Here is a 14864-nt window from a genome sequence, read left to right on the forward strand (position 1 = left end):
GAAGGTCAGGAAGGCAGTACGGCGTCGATGGCCTCGTCCACGGACGGCAGGACGGGCAGGGCGCTGTCGAGGCCGATCATGCCGATCAGCCGCTGCATGAACGGGGACGGAGCCGCCAGCCGCAGCCGGTCGCCGAGCGCGGTGTGCCCTTGGAGGAGTACGTTCACCGTCGTCGAGTCCGCGAATCCGACGCGGGAGAGATCCACGACGACCGGGCCCGAGCCGTCGTCGGCCGCCGAGGTGAGGGCCAGGCCCAGGGGGGCGACGCTGTCGATGTCGAGGTCACCCGACACGGAGAGAACCAGAGCCTCCCGCTCCCGTCGGGTGGTGATTCTGACGGCTCTGTCCTCGTTGGGCGATGAAAGCACGGAAGGCACCTCGGTCGGGATCGGAAGGGGGCGGAGAGCCGTGTCGCCGGACGGGTCGGCATCGTTCCGTCCCTGGTCGCGGCGGGATTACGGCATAACGATAGAAGTAACAGTTGCCATTTGACAACATTCTCCATCGGGTAACAATCTGATCCCCGACGGTTGATCGTCCGGCTTCCGAGGGCGGGGTGCCGATGGATGCGGAAGCAGGGGCTGGATGAGGCTATGCACTGTCGGCGACATCGGCGCGGAGCGGGGAGGTGCCCGCACCCTTGTGCGGGGAAAGACGCTCCGAAGCCGCGGCGTGGAAAGCCGCGAGGCCGTCCACGAGCGCGGTGAGATCCACGGGGGCCATGCGCTCCAGCACGGCGTTCAGCTCGGCGGCGCGCAGGCCCCGGTACTCTTCGAGAAGGGCGCGGCCGCGCAGGCTCAGCCGCAGCTCCACTTCCCGTCGGCTGGTCGGACTGGGTGCCCGCAGGACGAGCCCCATCGCTTCCATCCGGTCGCAGAGCCGACTGACGGAGGGGGCGCGCGAGCCCAGTGCTTCACCCAGGGCCCTCAGGTTGGTGCCCTCCTGCCTCTCGATCACGAGCAGGGCGCGGAGCTGGGAGGGCGATACGGTTCCCGAAGCGGCGGATTCCTGGCCCCGGCCCCACAGCACCTCCAGCAGCTCCGAGGCGGCGACGGCGTAGGCGGACGCCTGTTCGCTACTGCTCGGGCGGAATCCTCGGTGGGGCATTCAGCCACTGTGTCACTCGTCGGCCCCACTTGTCAGCCCGAGCCCGTCCCTTACTACGTCGCAGGACGAAGATTGCGCGAGAGACCGTGAACAGACGAACGGGCATCGAGGCCGCCGTGCGGGCCGCACCTCCGCACGCCCTGCTGGCCACCCTGCGCACCGAGCTCAGCAGTGTCTATGGGGCCCTCGCCGTTGAGCTGCACCTCGCCGACTACGGTCTGCGGTTCCTCAAGTCACTGGACCGGCCCGACGACGAGAGCGAGCCGCTGTCCCTCCACAACAGCCCCGAGGGCCGGGCGTTCGGCAGCCAGGAACCCCGCGAACAGCAGGTCCGGCACAACGACGCCGTCGACCACCACCTGCCCGTGACCGTCCGCGGCGAACGGCTCGGCATCCTCACCGTCCGGCTGCCCCAGACGCTCTCCACCCCGGAGCTGGTCGGCGAGCTGACCCACGTCGCCGACCTGCTGGGGCACGAGATCCTGGTCGCCGAGCGGGACACCGACCTGTACCAACGCGCGCGGCGCACCAGCCGGCTCACCCTCGCCGCAGAGATGCAGTGGCAGCTGCTGCCCGCCCGCGCCTGCACCGCCGCCGAGTTCGCCATCGGGGCTCAGCTGGAGCCCGCGTACGCCATCCACGGCGACAACTTCGACTGGGCCGCCGACGGCGACGAGCTGACCCTCGCGGTGACCAACGGCATGGGCGAGGGCATAGCGGCATCCCTCCTCACCAACCTCGCCGTCAACGCGCTGCGCAACGCCCGCCGGGCCGGTATCGGCATCGCGGACCAGGCGGCCCTCGCCGACCAGGCCCTGTACGACCAGCACCGCGGCGCCTCCCATGTCTCCACCCTGCTGCTCCGCTTCGAGCTGGCGACCGGGCGGGTCGGCGTCGTCGACGCGGGATCGCCGGAGCTGTGGATCCAGCGCGGCCGCTCGGTCCGCCGGATGGAGCTGGAGGCGCAGCTGCCGCTCGGGATGTTCGAGGAGTCGCAGTACACGGTTCAGGAGTTCCACGTCGAGCCCGGCGACCGGCTGCTGCTGTTGAGCGACGGCGTGTACGACGCGGTGTCCCCGCTCGGCGAGGTGTACGGGGACCGCATGCTGGCCCGCGCCATCCAGTCGACCCGGCTCCTGCCCGCCGCCACCGTCCCGCGCGCGATCCTCGCCGAGCTCGCGGAGTACCGGGTCACGGAGGCGCTCGACGACGCGCTGGTCCTGTGCCTGGACTGGTTCGGCCGGCAGAAGGACTGACCGGATGGGCTGACGCACGGACCGGCGGGGGGCAGGGCTGACCGGCCGGAGGGTCAGGGCGCGTCGAAGGCGCGGCGCGAGGCCTCGATGTGGCCGATGTGTTCGTGGGTCCAGTCGCACATCACATGGACCGTCCGCCGCAGGCCCTGCCCCGGCTCGGTGAGCGTGTACTCGACCCGCGGGGGCACGGTGGGGTGTACGCACCGCTCCACGAGTCCGTAGCGCTCCAGCATCCGCAGGTTCTGGGTGAGCATCTTGTGGCTGATGCCCTCGACCTCGCCTCGCAGCTCGCTGAAGCGGAGCGTGCCCTCGCCCAGGGCCTCGATGATCAGGAGCGCCCACTTGTTGGCGACGTCGGAGAAGATCTCGCGCGCCAGCGAGTCCGCGCGCCGCAGATCCGCGTCCTCGGGCGAGCCGCTGAACTGCTTGGTCACCATCAGGTTCCCCTGTCACCGAAAAGTGCGTTCTTCCTTGTCGACGCAGACTCTCCTACGGTTCCTGAGTAACCACAAGTGACCGGCAACCGTCAGGTCCGGTGGAGAATCGGGGGCACGACGGCCCCCAGGACGAGGAGGCGAGAGGTATGGCCATCACCCTGGTGAACCCGAGCGGACTGCCGGAGATCGGGGCCTACCGGCAGGTGTCGGTCGCGACCGGATCGAAGCTGGTCTTCATCGCCGGGCAGGTCGCCTGGGACGCGGAGGGCGCCACCGTCGGTGCGGGCGATCTCGCCGCGCAGGTCGAGCAGTGCTACGTCAACGTCGGCACGGCCCTCACCGCGGTCGGCGGCACCTTCGAGGACGTGGCGAAGCTGACCGTGTACGTCGTGGACTGGACGCCCGAGAAGATGCCGCTGTTCCTGGAGGGTGTTGCCCGGGCCGCCGCGAGACTGGGGGCCACTCCCGTACCGCCCGGCACGCTGGTGGGCGTCGCGGCTCTGGACGTTCCCGACCACCTGGTCGAGGTCGAGGCCACCGCCGTGCTCGACTCCTGAGCGGGGAGCCGGCCGGCCTCAGATGCTGAGCTGGAACTCCGCGCGGATCCGCTTGCCCACCGGCACCCGCTCGGCGGTGAGCCGGTCGCAGAGCGCCACGACGATCTCCATGCCGTGGCCGCCGAGGCGGGAGGGGTCGGGGGCGTACAGCACGGGCATCGCGGTGCTGCTGTCGTACACCGTGACGCTGATGCGCTCCGCGTTGCCCTCCAGTTCCAGCATGTAGGGCCCGTGGCTGTAGCGGTCGGCGTTGGTCACGAGTTCGCTGACGGCCAGCATCAGATCGCTGCGTGTGTGTTCCCCGATCGGGGCGAGGCACTCCACCGCGAGCCTCGTCAGGAAGCGGTCGGCGAGCGCACGCGCCAGCGCGATGCAGCCAGGCTCGCCGTCGAAGACCTCGGCGCTGAGCAGTACCTCGGCGGAGGGCGGTACCTCGGCGGAAGCCGGCCCCTGACCCGGCTCTTCCGGTGGGGAGGTGACCTGTTCGTTCATGTGCTCCAGCCAGGGCGCCGCAGTGAGGTCGGAGACCTTTTCCGCCATTCGTCTACCCGTGGCGAACGATCCCACTCCAGGAGATCCGGAACGATCCTACGCACGTCCGGGCAGCCGCACCACGGTCACGAAGAACTCGTCGATCTGGCGGACCGCCGCGATGAACTGGTCGAGGTCCACCGGCTTCGTCACGTAGGCGTTGGCGTGCAGCTTGTAACTGCGCAGGATGTCCTCCTCGGCCGACGACGTGGTGAGCACGACCACGGGGATGAGGGAGAGCTCGGGGTCGCCCTTGATCTGTTCCAGCACCTGGCGGCCGTCGTACTTGGGCAGGTTCAGGTCCAGCAGCACCAGGTCGGGGCGGGGGGCGTCGGCGTACTCGCCACGCCGGTAGAGGAAGTCCAGCGCCTCCTGTCCGTCGCGCACGACGTGCAGGGTGTTGCGGATCTTGTTGTCCTCGAAGGCCTCACGGGTCATCAGCTCGTCGCCGGGGTCGTCCTCGACGAGCAGGACCTCGATGGGCTGCACAGGGGTGTTCACGAAGCGTCTCCCGACTGGCTGGTGAGCTGGGCGTGAGCGAGCAGCTCCGCCGTGGTGTGTGTGGGCGCCTCGGGCGCGAGGGGCAGGGTGAAGTGGATCCGGGTGCCTTCGCCCGGTTCGGGCTCCAGCCAGATCCGGCCACCGTGGAACTCGATGATCTTCCGGCAGAGTGCCAGACCGATGCCTGTGCCGTCGTACTCGTCGCGAGCGTGCAACCGCTGGAAGATGACGAACACCTTGTCCGCGAACTCGGGCGCGATCCCGATCCCGTTGTCGGACACGGTCAGGTGCCAGTTCTCGTCCTCGCGCACACAGTCGACGGTGATCCGGGGCGGGCGGCCGGGGTGGCGGAACTTCACCGCGTTGCCGACGAGGTTCTGCCAGACCATGGTGAGGGCGGTGGCGTCCCCCACGAGTGCGGGCAGCTCCTCCGGCCGCTCGACAACCGCCCCCGACTCCTCGACCGCCGCGGCCAGATTGACCAGGGCGCGGTCGAGCGACCGCCCCAGATCGACGGGCTTCCAGCCCTCGTGGACCCGGCCCACCCGCGAGAACGTCAGCAGGTCGTTGATGAGCACCTGCATGCGCTTGGCGCCGTCCACGGCGAACGCGATGTACTGCTTGCCCCGGTCGTCCAGCTCCGTCCCGTACCGCTTCTCCAGGAGCTGGCAGAAGGAAGCGACCTTGCGCAGCGGCTCCTGGAGGTCGTGGGAGGCGACGTAGGCGAACTGCTCCAGCTCCGAGTTGGAGCGCCGCAGTTCCTGCGTCTGGTCGGCGAGGAGTTCCTCGCGCTTCTGGGTTTCGGCCAGCTCGGCGGAGAGCCGTTGGCGCATGTTCTCCACGGCTCCGGCCACGGCCTGCACATCGGACGGGCCCTTGATCTCGATCCGTTGGTCGAAGGTTCCTGAGCGGACTGCTTCGGAGGCGGCGCGGAGCCGGTTCAGCGGCACGCCCACCATCCTTCGGAGCAGCACGCTCAGCGCCACGATGGTGAGGACGAGAACGCCGAGCAGGATACCCACCACCCAGTCGCGGGTGGTCTGTGCGGCGTTCAGGTCGGCCCTCGCCCGGTCGCGGGCCTCGGCCAGACGCCCCTGCTGGGCGGTGTACGCGCGCCGCAGGTTGTCGAACTCCGTCTTGCTGCTCTGGAGTTGCGCGGTGGTGCCCGAACGGCTGGGGCCGCCCTCCCGGACCGCTGCGATCAACGGCTCGGCCTTGTCCCGGCGCCAGCGGTCGGCCGCGGTCTTGACGGCGTCCAGATCCTTCGCGAGCCGCTCGTCGTCACCGACCAGGCTCCGCGCCATGGCCAGCCGCTCCCGCTCGGCGCTCTTGCCCGACTCGTACGGCTCCAGGAAGGAACGGTCACCGGTCAGGGCGAACCCCCTGACCCCTGTCTCCTGGTCGAGCAGGGCGTTCTGGAGCTGGAACGAGACCGATCGCGCCGGCTGGATACGGTCCACCAGCTCATCGGTGCGATCCGACATCCGGGACAGCACCAGACCGCCGATCACCAGGCAGCCGCAGACGACCACGACGAAACCACCGAGTATCAGATGGACCCAGGACTGCACCGACAGCCGGGAGGCGATGTCCTTCGCCGGTATGTCCTTCGCGCTGTCAGTGCTCATCGTCTTCCGTTCTCCAACCCAGGTGCAGTACGGCCACATCGTCCGCGAGCCCGCCGTACGGCGCGGCCCCCTCGGCGGCTCCCGCCACCAGGGCGTCGACGAACGCGGAGGCCGGCAGATGTCCGTTGGCCTCCGCCATCGCCAGCAGCCCTTCCTCGCCCAGTCTGCTGTCCGGTCCGTCGCGCCCTTCGAAGAGCCCGTCGGTGAAGAGCACCAGACCCGCGCCGGGTGACAGCGGGACGGCCACGGTCGGCCATCGTCCCATTCCCGGCAGCAGCCCGAGCGCCATACCGCCCTCGGGCTCCACCCACCTCACATCGGTGCCCTGGCGCAGCAGCAGACCGGGGTGACCGGCCCGCAGGATCTGGACGCTTCCCTGGTCGGGCGAGAAGACCAGGGACGTGACCGTGGCGAACACGTGCGTGTCCGAGCGCTCGGCGACCAGGATCTCCTCCAGCAGAGCCGTCTGCTCGACCTGGGAGGTGCCGCACAGCACGGCGGTACGCCAGGCCACCCGGAGGCACACGCCGAGCGCGGCCTCGGCCGCGCCGTGCCCGGAGACATCGCCGATCACCGCGTGCACCGTGCCGTCCGCGGTCTGCACGACATCGTAGAAGTCACCGCTCAGCAGGCCGTGGACCCGCCCCGGCTCGTAGCGGGCGCGGGCGCGGAACCGGTCGTCCCGCAGCAGGGGCACGGGCAGGAGTCCGCGCTCCAGGCGGGCGTTCTCCTGGGCCATCAGCTGGTTGGCGCGCAGAGCCGCGGCGGCCCGTTCCACTTCCTTGCGCTGCAGGGCGTAGCGGATCGCGCGCGAGAGGATTTCCGGGCCGAGGCGGCCCTTGACCAGGTAGTCCTGGGCGCCTCCGGCGACCGCGCGGAGTCCGGTGCCCGAATCCTCCAGACCGGTGAGGACGACGATCGCTGCCTCGCCGTCGGTGTCCAGAATCTGGCGTACGGCGTCCAGGCCGTGGACATCGGGGAGGTGCAGATCCAGGAGCACGCACACCGGTGCGGCGGATGCCCGCAGAAACGTACGGGCTTCGCCCAGCGTCTTGCACCACGTGAGGGCTGACTCCAGCTCGCTGTCGGCGAGCATCTCCTCGACGAGGAGCGCGTCGCCCGCGTCGTCCTCCACCAGGAGGATCGTCGCGTCGAGGTTCCACAGCGGCGACTCGGGGCGGTGCGGGATGCCGACTTGTTGCGTGGGAATGCCGGTGGTGCCCACAGGACTCGGCGACGTGCCCACGGGTGACTCGGTCAAGCCCTCACCCTCTCGTGCGACGGCACGGTTGGTCCGGCCTGGTCCTCGGAAAGCATATGCGAGCGATGAGGTCGGCTCGGAACGGGGTGGATGAGCGCACGGCACGAAGCCGCCCGCCCGGAGGGGCGGACGGCTTCGAGTTCGGGACGGGGCCCGAAGGGTTCGCGGGGTCTCACGCCTCGACGCTCATACCCTTGCGCAACTGCTGGACGATCCGGCTGAGCAGCCGCGACACATGCATCTGGGACACGCCCAGCTCCGCGCCGATCTGCGCCTGCGTCATCTCCGCCCCGAACCGCATCTGCACGATCCGGCGCTCCCGGTCGTCGAGCTGCTCCAGCAGCGGGGCCAGGGTGTGCAGGTTCTCGACGGTCTCCATACCCGGATCCGGCTCGCCGAGGACATCGGCGTACGCCCGCTGCTCCTGGCCCGAGTCGCTCTCCGCGGACGGGGTGTCGAGCGAACCGGCCGAGTAGCCGTTGGCGGCCACGAGCCCCTCGATGATCTCCTCCTCGGGGAGGTCGAGGTGGGCGGCCAGCTCCTTGACGGTGGGGTCGCGGTCGAGCCGGGCGGAGAGCTGCTCCTTCGCCTTGGCCAGGTCCACGCGCAGCTCCTGGAGACGCCGCGGCACATGCACCGACCAGGTGGTGTCGCGGAAGAACCGCTTGATCTCCCCGACGATGTAGGGAACGGCGAAGGTGGCGAACTCGACCTCGCGGGACAGGTCGAACCGGTCGATCGCCTTGATCAGGCCGATCGTGCCGACCTGGATGATGTCCTCGGTGTCGTCGCCGCCGCGGTTGCGGAACCGGGACGCGGCGAAGCGCACCAGCGAGAGGTTCATCTCGATGAGGGTGTTGCGCGCGTACTGGTGCTCGTGCGTGCCCTCCTCCAGGACCTGGAGCCGGTCGAAGAAGATCTTCGACAGGGCCCGTGCGTCCTGGGGGGCGATCTTTCCGGCGTCCTCGACCCAGGGCAGCTCGCCGGAGACGTCCGCCGTCCGCACGCCGGTGCGGTCGTCGCTCAGCGGCGTCGTCCCGGTCACTCGTGCTGACATCGCCGTCATGGTGTCACCCTCCCTGCTGCCCAATGTGTCGGACGGTCGTCTGCCCGGTCCCCGCGAAGTCATGCGTGTCATCTTCCGCTTTTCTTCGACTTTTCTCCGGTGACCTCTCCGGCCGCCCTCACCGGGGTCGTCCGCCGGGCCCTCGCACACCGCTCGAACGGAGCAGTGGCCCGCGCATGGCAAACTTGAGCGGGGTGTTTCGGCCTGCGGTGATCCACGACCCGCGGCGAGAAGATGACAGAGGAACGGCAATGACGGTGACAGAGGACAGCCCGGAGTTCGCTCCCGGAATCGAGGATTTCGGTCCCGGAATCGACCCGGAGCGGCTGGCCGTCTGCCTGAGCGTGCTCGACGAGCTCGACAGGATCGAGGTGGACCACCCGGACGCCATCCTCGTCCGCCGCGCCACCGCCGGGATCTACCGCACCGTGAAGCAGCGCCGCCGCCAGGAGCGCCGTGCCGCGAAGACCGCCCACGACCGGGCCGTCACCGAGGCCACGGCGACCGGCTCGGCCGAGCGCATCGACGACGAGACGCAGGGCGTGCTGCCCTCCTCCTCCGCCCAGGCCGAGATCGCGGGCATCCTCCAGCGGCCCAGGTCCTGCTACATCTGCAAGACGCGTTACGTCGAGGTCGACGCGTTCTACCACCAGCTCTGCCAGCCCTGCGCCAAGGAGAACCGCGCCCGCCGCGACGCCCGTACCGACCTGACCGGACGCCGGGCGCTGCTCACCGGCGGCCGGGCGAAGATCGGCATGTACATCGCGCTGCGGCTGCTGCGCGACGGAGCGCACACCACCATCACCACCCGCTTCCCCAACGACGCGATCCGCCGCTTCAAGGCGATGGAGGACAGCGACGAGTGGATCCACCGGCTGAAGATCGTCGGCATCGACCTCCGCGACCCCGCCCAGGTCGTCGCGCTGGCCGACTCCGTCGCCGCCGAGGGGCCGCTGGACATCCTGATCAACAACGCCGCCCAGACCGTGCGCCGCTCCCCGGGGGCCTACAGCGAACTGGTCGTCGCGGAGTCGGCGCCGCTGCCCGCGGGCGAGCTGCCCGCCGCCGAGGTCATCGGCACCTTCAACAGCGGTTCGGTCGACCGGGTCGCCGCCCTGCCCAGCGCCCGCAAGGAGGGACTGAGCGCCCAGGAGGTCACCGACCTCGCCCTGGTCACCGGCTCCGCATCGCCGGCCCGGATCGCCGCGGGCACCGCGATCGACGCGGGTGGCCTCGTCCCCGACCTGCACGACACCAACAGCTGGATCCAGACGGTCGACGAGGTCGAGCCGATCGAGCTCCTGGAAGTCCAGCTCTGCAACTCCACCGCGCCGTTCATCCTGATCAGCCGGTTGCGCCCGGCGATGGCGGCGACCTCCGCGAAGCACGCGTACGTCGTCAACGTCTCGGCGATGGAGGGCGTCTTCAGCCGTGGCTACAAGGGCGCGGGCCACCCGCACACCAACATGGCCAAGGCGGCGCTCAACATGCTGACGCGCACCAGCGCCCAGGAGATGTTCGAGAAGGACGGCATCCTGATGACGGCCGTGGACACCGGCTGGATCACCGACGAGCGCCCGCACCCGGACAAGATGCGCCTCGCCGAGGAGGGCTTCCACGCCCCCCTCGACCTGGTCGACGGGGCGGCCCGGGTCTACGACCCGATCGTGCGCGGTGAGGGCGGCGAGGCCCTCTACGGCTGCTTCCTCAAGGACTACGCCCCGGCGAACTGGTAATCCGAACAGCCCAACCGGCCCGACGGTCTCCGCGCGGCGGCCGCGCACCCGGCCCAGGATGATTCCTGGGCCGGGTTTTCGCTTATCCGGTGGCTGAAAGTGACCTACCGCACACGTTCTATCGAGCGCGCGGGCGCTCATTTGGTTACGCTGGTGCGAACGGACGCCATCGAGGGGCCCACGAAGGTTCCTCGACCGTCCTGGGACACGGTCGGAAACCCGGCCGCTGTCCCGCCCCGAACCGGCGCCACCGCGACCGAACAACACCATCCCTGCCCCGCTCGGGGCGGTCGTGCTCCGGCATCGGTGCCGGAGCGTCGGCGACGCCCTGGGTGACGCGACACAGAGGAGTGCGCGGTGACGACACCGGAACTGACCGAACGCGAAATGCGCCCCGCCGAACGGGCCCAGGGGCGGCCCGGCCGCCCCGAGAAGCTGCGGAACATCGAGGTCTGGGCCAGATCCGCCCCCATCCGGCTCGCCGGATACGAGGACGACCTCGCCGAGCCGCACATCCTGCCCGGCATCGACTGAGGAGCCGGGCGACGGTCGGCGGCGTCGACTCAGCCGCATCGGCCGTCTGATCAGCGCGTCCCGCGGCCTGTCTCCCCGCCCTTCCGCTCCGGCGGCAGCGGCCGGGAGACGGGCCGCAGGAATTCCCGGACGTAGGTGCGGTGCCACCAGCAGCCGGTGGCCCGCAGCTCCCGGAGCCCGGTGAAGCGGTAACGGAACACCCGGGCGCGCACCTGGCGGGGCGGCCCGTCGGGGAACGGATTGTGGCCGAGCAGCCGGAGTGTGTCCCGGTCGCCCTCCAGCAGCCGGTCGACGAAGGGCCCGAACCAGGAGCGGGCGTACGCGGGGGAGAGTGCCGCGAACCACATCATCCAGTCGAGCCGCAGGTGGTACGGGGCGAACAGGCGCGGCAGCCTGCGCGGATCTCCCGGCTTGCCGCGGAAGCCGTACTCCCGCCACTCGGCGCCCTCGTGCGCCACCGGATCGGCGCTGCCCTCCACCACGACCTCCAGCCGCACCCGGCTGATCGAACCGAACGCGCCATAGGTGTTGACCAGGTGCAAGGGATCGTAGGACCGGTTCATCGCCTGCCGTCGCGAGACCAGATTGCGCGCCGGGCGGTAGCTGAGCACCAGCACCAGGGCGGTCACGGCGATGACGACAACCTCGTACCACAGGGGCGGCGCGATCTGGTCCGGCGGCGGTCCGGCCACGGGGGTCCAGTCGATCACGGAGAGCGCCAGCGTGATCGTGAGCCAGTTCAGCCAGGCGAAGTTGCCCGACAGGACCAGCCAGAGCTGGGTGAGGACCATCAGCCCGGCCGCCGCGCCCGCCACCGGCTGAGGGGTGAACAGAAGGAAGGGCACCAGCAGCTGGGTGACATGGTTGGCAGCCGCCTCCACCCGGTGCACGGGCCGGGGCAGCCCGTGGAAGAACCAGCTCAGCGGCCCCGGCATCGGCTGGGTCTCGTGGTGGAAGTCCAGGCAGGTCAGCTCCCGCCAGCACGCGTCGCCCCGCATCTTGATCAGCCCCGCGCCGAACTCGACCCGGAACAGCAGCCACCGCAGCAGCCACAGCACCAGGACCGGCGCTGCGGTGTCCCCGGTGCCGAGGAAGACCGCCAGGAACCCCGTCTCCAGCAGCAGCGACTCCCAGCCGAACCCGTACCAGACCTGTCCCACCTGGACGATCGACAGGTACAGCACCCACGGCAGCGCCCAGAGCAGCATCCCGCCCCACAGGGGCAGCAGACCGTCGAGACCGGCGAGCAGCGCCACCGAGACGGCGCAGCCGCTCCAGGCGACGGCGGCGAAGAAGCGGTCCGAGTAGTGCAGCCGGAAGAGTCCCGGAGCCGCTCGCCACGGGGTGCGCCGCAGTAGTTCGGGGACGGGCAGCATGCCGCGCTCGCCGATCAGCGCCCGGAACTGGAGGGCGGCGGAGAGGAAGGCGGCCAGATAGACCACGGCCAGGGCCCGCTGGAAGACCAGCCGGCTCAGCCAGTAGCCGTCCGCGGTGAACCATTCCATCCCTGCCAGTATCGGCCGACCGGCGGCCCGGGGCTCCTCGCCGGTCGGAGCCGGCCCGTCCCGGGGTGCCCGCTCGCGGTCCGGGCCCCTCAGCCCGCGGCGACGATCCGGCGGAGCGTACGGCCGAGTCTGCGGGCGTACCAGCGCTGCACGACCGGCACCAGCGGCCCGGCGAGCCGGGCGTACCAGGAGGCGGGGCGCGAGAACGCCTGGACGGTGAACCACACCGTGCCGTCGTCCGCGAGGTCCACCACGAAGCACTCCTCGCCGCGCTCCGGATGCCCGGCCAGGGTGCCGTAACCGAAGCCGGTCCGGCCGTCCTCCCCGTACGCCGCCCAGATCACCTCGCACGGGGCGGTGAAGCGCAGCGGGCCCAGGCCCAGGGAGACCCGGACGCTTGTGCCGGGCTCCGCGCGCCGGGCCGAAGCCTCGACACGGGCGCCCGACGCGTGGTGCATCCGCCACTCGGTGATCGCCGCGCCGGCGGCCGCGAAGTCCGCCGCGCCCCGGCCGACCCGGCTGCGGTGGTGGAGGTGGTGGTAGCCCCGGGGGAGCGGGCCGAGCCGGGTCGCGCCGACCTCCGGGTAGGTGAGGGTGCTCATGCGGTCCTGCCTTCGGTGTGGGTGCGGACAGCGGTGCGGGAGGCGTCGTGGGTGCGGATGCGCCGCCAGGCCAGCAGCGAGCAGAGCGTGAAGCCCAGCGCGTTGCCGAGCCCATGGGTGGCGGCCATCCAGGTCAGGGTGGGGTGGGGGAGCCCGGTCGCCTCGCCGAGCGCCCAGCTCAGCGCGAGCAGCATCGTCGCCACCAGGAAGGCGGAGGAGGAGAACAGGAGGAGCCGCGTCGTCCGGTCCCGTCCCTCCCCGTGTCCCAGGCGCCAGGTCAGCAGGCCCACCGTCCACATCCCGGCCGTCAGGACGACGGCCCCGGCGAGTTCGGCCCGGTCGTCGAGGAAATACCCGACGAGGACGAGCAGGGTGCCCACCGGCACGCTCAGTGCGGCGAAGCGGCCCGCAGGACCGTCGGAGACCCGGCAGACGAGCCCGGCGATCAGGGCGGCGGCGAATCCGGCGAAGTGGAAGTGCGGCACGGTCAGCGCCAGGATGCCGAGATCGAACCCGAACAACTCGTGCCCCGAACGCTCGGCGACCAGGGCGGTCGCGGCGACGGCGGGGGCGGCCAGCGCGGTGAGCCGGGCGATCCCGACCGGGTCGGGGCTCCTGCCCCGGACCGTCCGGCGCGGGGCGTGCAGGGCGAGCAGGACGGTCCCCACGGCGTAGACGCAGGAGAGAGCCGTGGCCGTGGTGCCGCGCGGCAGCCAGAGGGCGAGCGCGCCCGGCGCGGCGAAAAGGGGCCAGAGCCGGCGGATCCGCTCCAGCTCCGGTTGTCCGGTCAGCCGCAGACCCGTCGGCACGACGACGAGCATGCCCAGCATGACGATCGCGTTGACCAGTGCGGACATGGCTTCCCTCATTGTTTGAACGTGTTCAACTCCCTGGTGTGAGCGTAGAGGATCGTTTGAACGCGTTCAAGCGGGGGTGGAGGCGGCCTGTCCGCTTGCGGGTCCGTGCCGCGTGCGGCACAGATGGTGACACCGATCCCCATCCCCCCGGGACAGGCAGGAGAGCTCCGTGCGCTCACAAGGACGTTTCCGGCGTACCGCGCTCGCCGCGCTGTCCGCCGGGGTGCTGCTCGCTGTCGCCGGCTGCGGCGAGGGCGGCGACCGTACGGCGAAGGGCACCACGGGCACCGCGGAGGCCAAGGACGTCCTCCTCCAGCCGCTGGCGTCCCCCGGCCCGGGACCGTTCACCGCGTCCACGGCGCGGGCGGCGGGCTCTCCGTCCCCCACCGGCACACCGGAGGACGAACCGGGCTCCGGCACCCGGACGGTCCATCCGGTCTCCGGCGCTGTCCCCGGGCTCTACGGCGGCACCCGATCGGTCGCCGCCTGCGATGTCGAGCAGCAGACCACCCTGCTGACCGACGACGAGGACAAGGCGAGCGCCTTCGCCGAGGCGGCCGGCATCGAGGCCGTACAGATCCCGGGCTATCTGAAGTCCCTCACCCCGGTCGTCCTGCGCGCCGACGCCCAGGTCACCAACCACGGCTACAGCGCCGGATCGGCCACCGCCTTCCAGGCCGTGCTCCAGGCGGGCACCGCCGTCATGGTCGACAGCCGCGGAATGCCCCGCGTCCGCTGCGCCTGCGGCAATCCGCTGGGCCCGCCCGTGGTCGCCGACGGGAAGGTCGCCCACCGGGGTGAGCGCTGGCCCGGCTACGACCCCGAGCGCATCGTGGCCGTCGAGCCCGGGGTCAAGCCGGCCACGAGTCTGATCATCGTGAACGCCGACGACAACACCTGGATCGAGCGGACGACGGGCGACAGCGGCGGCCGTGACCGGGTCCCGGACGACCCGCCGCCCTTCGAGCCGGACGCCGACCTGCTCTTCCCGTCCCCGGGCCGCCCCTCCGAGCCCCCGTCCCCGGACCCCACCCCGTCCGACCCGGCCCCCTCGGAGCCGGAAGCGCCGACGGACCCCGGCCCCGACGAGTCCTCCGACGACTTCGGCGACACGCCGCCCGAGGAGCCGTGGGAGTACGAGGGCGAGCCGGAGGTGGTGCCGGAGCCGACCCAGGTCTTCCCCGCCGAGCCGGAGGAACCGGACGGGCCGGACGCGCCCGCGGAGCCGGACGCCCCGATGGAAGCGGATCTCGGCGACGTGTTCGCCCGTTGACCGGTCGGCGTGC

16 protein-coding genes are annotated in these 14864 nt (G+C 71.0%); 5 read left to right on the forward strand and 11 right to left on the reverse strand.

Annotated features, from left to right (window positions below):
- Positions 1-5 precede the first annotated feature (5 nt).
- Together RNL97_RS30345 and RNL97_RS30350 are read right to left on the reverse strand one after the other, a co-directional pair.
- Complete coding sequence (locus RNL97_RS30345) at positions 6-368, reverse strand: STAS domain-containing protein (protein ID WP_030584643.1); 363 nt, start codon at positions 366-368, stop codon at positions 6-8.
- A 223-nt stretch (positions 369-591) separates the two neighbouring features.
- Positions 592-1107, reverse strand: coding sequence for a MarR family winged helix-turn-helix transcriptional regulator (locus RNL97_RS30350; protein ID WP_030584640.1), 516 nt, complete (start codon positions 1105-1107; stop codon positions 592-594).
- Between the two features lie 86 nt (positions 1108-1193).
- Here RNL97_RS30350 and RNL97_RS30355 point away from each other — a divergent pair, with 86 nt between their 5' ends.
- Positions 1194-2363: a PP2C family protein-serine/threonine phosphatase gene (locus tag RNL97_RS30355; RefSeq protein WP_030584638.1), complete on the forward strand. Its 1170-nt coding sequence runs from the start codon at positions 1194-1196 to the stop codon at positions 2361-2363.
- Positions 2364-2416: 53 nt separating this feature from the next.
- Here RNL97_RS30355 and RNL97_RS30360 read toward each other — a convergent pair whose 3' ends face one another.
- Complete coding sequence (locus RNL97_RS30360; protein WP_030584634.1) at positions 2417-2800, reverse strand: winged helix-turn-helix transcriptional regulator; 384 nt, start codon at positions 2798-2800, stop codon at positions 2417-2419.
- Between the two features lie 146 nt (positions 2801-2946).
- Between RNL97_RS30360 and RNL97_RS30365 the strand changes: the two genes are divergently transcribed.
- Positions 2947-3357 carry a RidA family protein gene (locus RNL97_RS30365; RefSeq protein ID WP_030584632.1) on the forward strand — a complete coding sequence of 137 codons (411 nt, stop codon included), beginning with the start codon at positions 2947-2949 and terminating at the stop codon, positions 3355-3357.
- 18 nt (positions 3358-3375) lie between these two features.
- Here the strand turns inward: RNL97_RS30365 and RNL97_RS30370 are convergent, their stop codons facing one another.
- The 5 genes from RNL97_RS30370 to RNL97_RS30390 form a co-directional block, all read right to left on the reverse strand.
- Positions 3376-3849: an ATP-binding protein gene (locus RNL97_RS30370; protein ID WP_030584629.1), complete on the reverse strand. Its 474-nt coding sequence runs from the start codon at positions 3847-3849 to the stop codon at positions 3376-3378.
- A 96-nt stretch (positions 3850-3945) separates the two neighbouring features.
- Positions 3946-4389, reverse strand: a complete 444-nt coding sequence (locus RNL97_RS30375; RefSeq protein ID WP_030584626.1) for a response regulator — start codon at positions 4387-4389, stop codon at positions 3946-3948.
- Positions 4386-6017: a sensor histidine kinase gene (locus tag RNL97_RS30380; RefSeq protein ID WP_030584623.1), complete on the reverse strand. Its 1632-nt coding sequence runs from the start codon at positions 6015-6017 to the stop codon at positions 4386-4388. Before RNL97_RS30380 ends, RNL97_RS30375 begins: the two co-directional genes overlap by 4 nt.
- Complete coding sequence (locus RNL97_RS30385) at positions 6007-7242, reverse strand: PP2C family protein-serine/threonine phosphatase (protein ID WP_030584619.1); 1236 nt, start codon at positions 7240-7242, stop codon at positions 6007-6009. Before RNL97_RS30385 ends, RNL97_RS30380 begins: the two co-directional genes overlap by 11 nt.
- 208 nt (positions 7243-7450) lie before the next feature.
- On the reverse strand, positions 7451-8344 hold the full coding sequence (locus tag RNL97_RS30390; RefSeq protein ID WP_030584617.1) for an RNA polymerase sigma factor SigF: 894 nt from the start codon (positions 8342-8344) through the stop codon (positions 7451-7453).
- A gap of 251 nt (positions 8345-8595) precedes the next feature.
- On the opposite strand from RNL97_RS30390, the gene RNL97_RS30395 reads away from it, so the two are divergent.
- Both RNL97_RS30395 and RNL97_RS30400 read left to right on the forward strand, forming a co-directional pair.
- Complete coding sequence (locus RNL97_RS30395; RefSeq protein WP_030584615.1) at positions 8596-10080, forward strand: SDR family NAD(P)-dependent oxidoreductase; 1485 nt, start codon at positions 8596-8598, stop codon at positions 10078-10080.
- Positions 10081-10437: 357 nt separating this feature from the next.
- Positions 10438-10614 (forward strand): hypothetical protein, encoded by a 177-nt coding sequence (locus RNL97_RS30400; protein ID WP_158709131.1) that lies wholly within the window; start codon positions 10438-10440, stop codon positions 10612-10614.
- Between the two features lie 50 nt (positions 10615-10664).
- Here the strand turns inward: RNL97_RS30400 and RNL97_RS30405 are convergent, their stop codons facing one another.
- The 3 genes from RNL97_RS30405 to RNL97_RS30415 form a co-directional block, all read right to left on the reverse strand.
- A complete protein-coding gene (locus RNL97_RS30405) occupies positions 10665-12119 on the reverse strand; it encodes a lipase maturation factor family protein (protein WP_030584612.1) in 1455 nt (484 codons plus the stop codon).
- A gap of 89 nt (positions 12120-12208) precedes the next feature.
- A complete protein-coding gene (locus RNL97_RS30410) occupies positions 12209-12721 on the reverse strand; it encodes a DUF1990 family protein (RefSeq protein WP_030584609.1) in 513 nt (170 codons plus the stop codon).
- Positions 12718-13578, reverse strand: coding sequence for a YndJ family protein (locus RNL97_RS30415; RefSeq protein WP_030584606.1), 861 nt, complete (start codon positions 13576-13578; stop codon positions 12718-12720). Before RNL97_RS30415 ends, RNL97_RS30410 begins: the two co-directional genes overlap by 4 nt.
- A gap of 169 nt (positions 13579-13747) precedes the next feature.
- On the opposite strand from RNL97_RS30415, the gene RNL97_RS30420 reads away from it, so the two are divergent.
- Entirely contained in the window at positions 13748-14851 is a 1104-nt protein-coding gene (locus RNL97_RS30420) for a DUF6777 domain-containing protein (RefSeq protein ID WP_030584600.1), read from the forward strand.
- The last annotated feature ends 13 nt before the right edge of the window (positions 14852-14864 follow it).

The organism is Streptomyces parvus (genome assembly GCF_032121415.1).
Lineage (GTDB): Bacteria > Actinomycetota > Actinomycetes > Streptomycetales > Streptomycetaceae > Streptomyces > Streptomyces globisporus_A.

What these genes read in the sequence shown, in the direction of transcription:
- RNL97_RS30350 (WP_030584640.1), bottom strand. Translation starts at nt 1,107, where the DNA reads ATGCCCCACCGAGGATTCCGCCCGAGCAGTAGCGAACAGGCGTCCGCC.
- RNL97_RS30360 (WP_030584634.1), bottom strand. Translation starts at nt 2,800, where the DNA reads ATGGTGACCAAGCAGTTCAGCGGCTCGCCCGAGGACGCGGATCTGCGG.
- RNL97_RS30365 (WP_030584632.1), top strand. Translation starts at nt 2,947, where the DNA reads ATGGCCATCACCCTGGTGAACCCGAGCGGACTGCCGGAGATCGGGGCC.
- RNL97_RS30370 (WP_030584629.1), bottom strand. Translation starts at nt 3,849, where the DNA reads ATGAACGAACAGGTCACCTCCCCACCGGAAGAGCCGGGTCAGGGGCCG.
- RNL97_RS30380 (WP_030584623.1), bottom strand. Translation starts at nt 6,017, where the DNA reads ATGAGCACTGACAGCGCGAAGGACATACCGGCGAAGGACATCGCCTCC.
- RNL97_RS30390 (WP_030584617.1), bottom strand. Translation starts at nt 8,344, where the DNA reads ATGACGGCGATGTCAGCACGAGTGACCGGGACGACGCCGCTGAGCGAC.
- RNL97_RS30395 (WP_030584615.1), top strand. Translation starts at nt 8,596, where the DNA reads ATGACGGTGACAGAGGACAGCCCGGAGTTCGCTCCCGGAATCGAGGAT.
- RNL97_RS30405 (WP_030584612.1), bottom strand. Translation starts at nt 12,119, where the DNA reads ATGGAATGGTTCACCGCGGACGGCTACTGGCTGAGCCGGCTGGTCTTC.
- RNL97_RS30410 (WP_030584609.1), bottom strand. Translation starts at nt 12,721, where the DNA reads ATGAGCACCCTCACCTACCCGGAGGTCGGCGCGACCCGGCTCGGCCCG.
- RNL97_RS30415 (WP_030584606.1), bottom strand. Translation starts at nt 13,578, where the DNA reads ATGTCCGCACTGGTCAACGCGATCGTCATGCTGGGCATGCTCGTCGTC.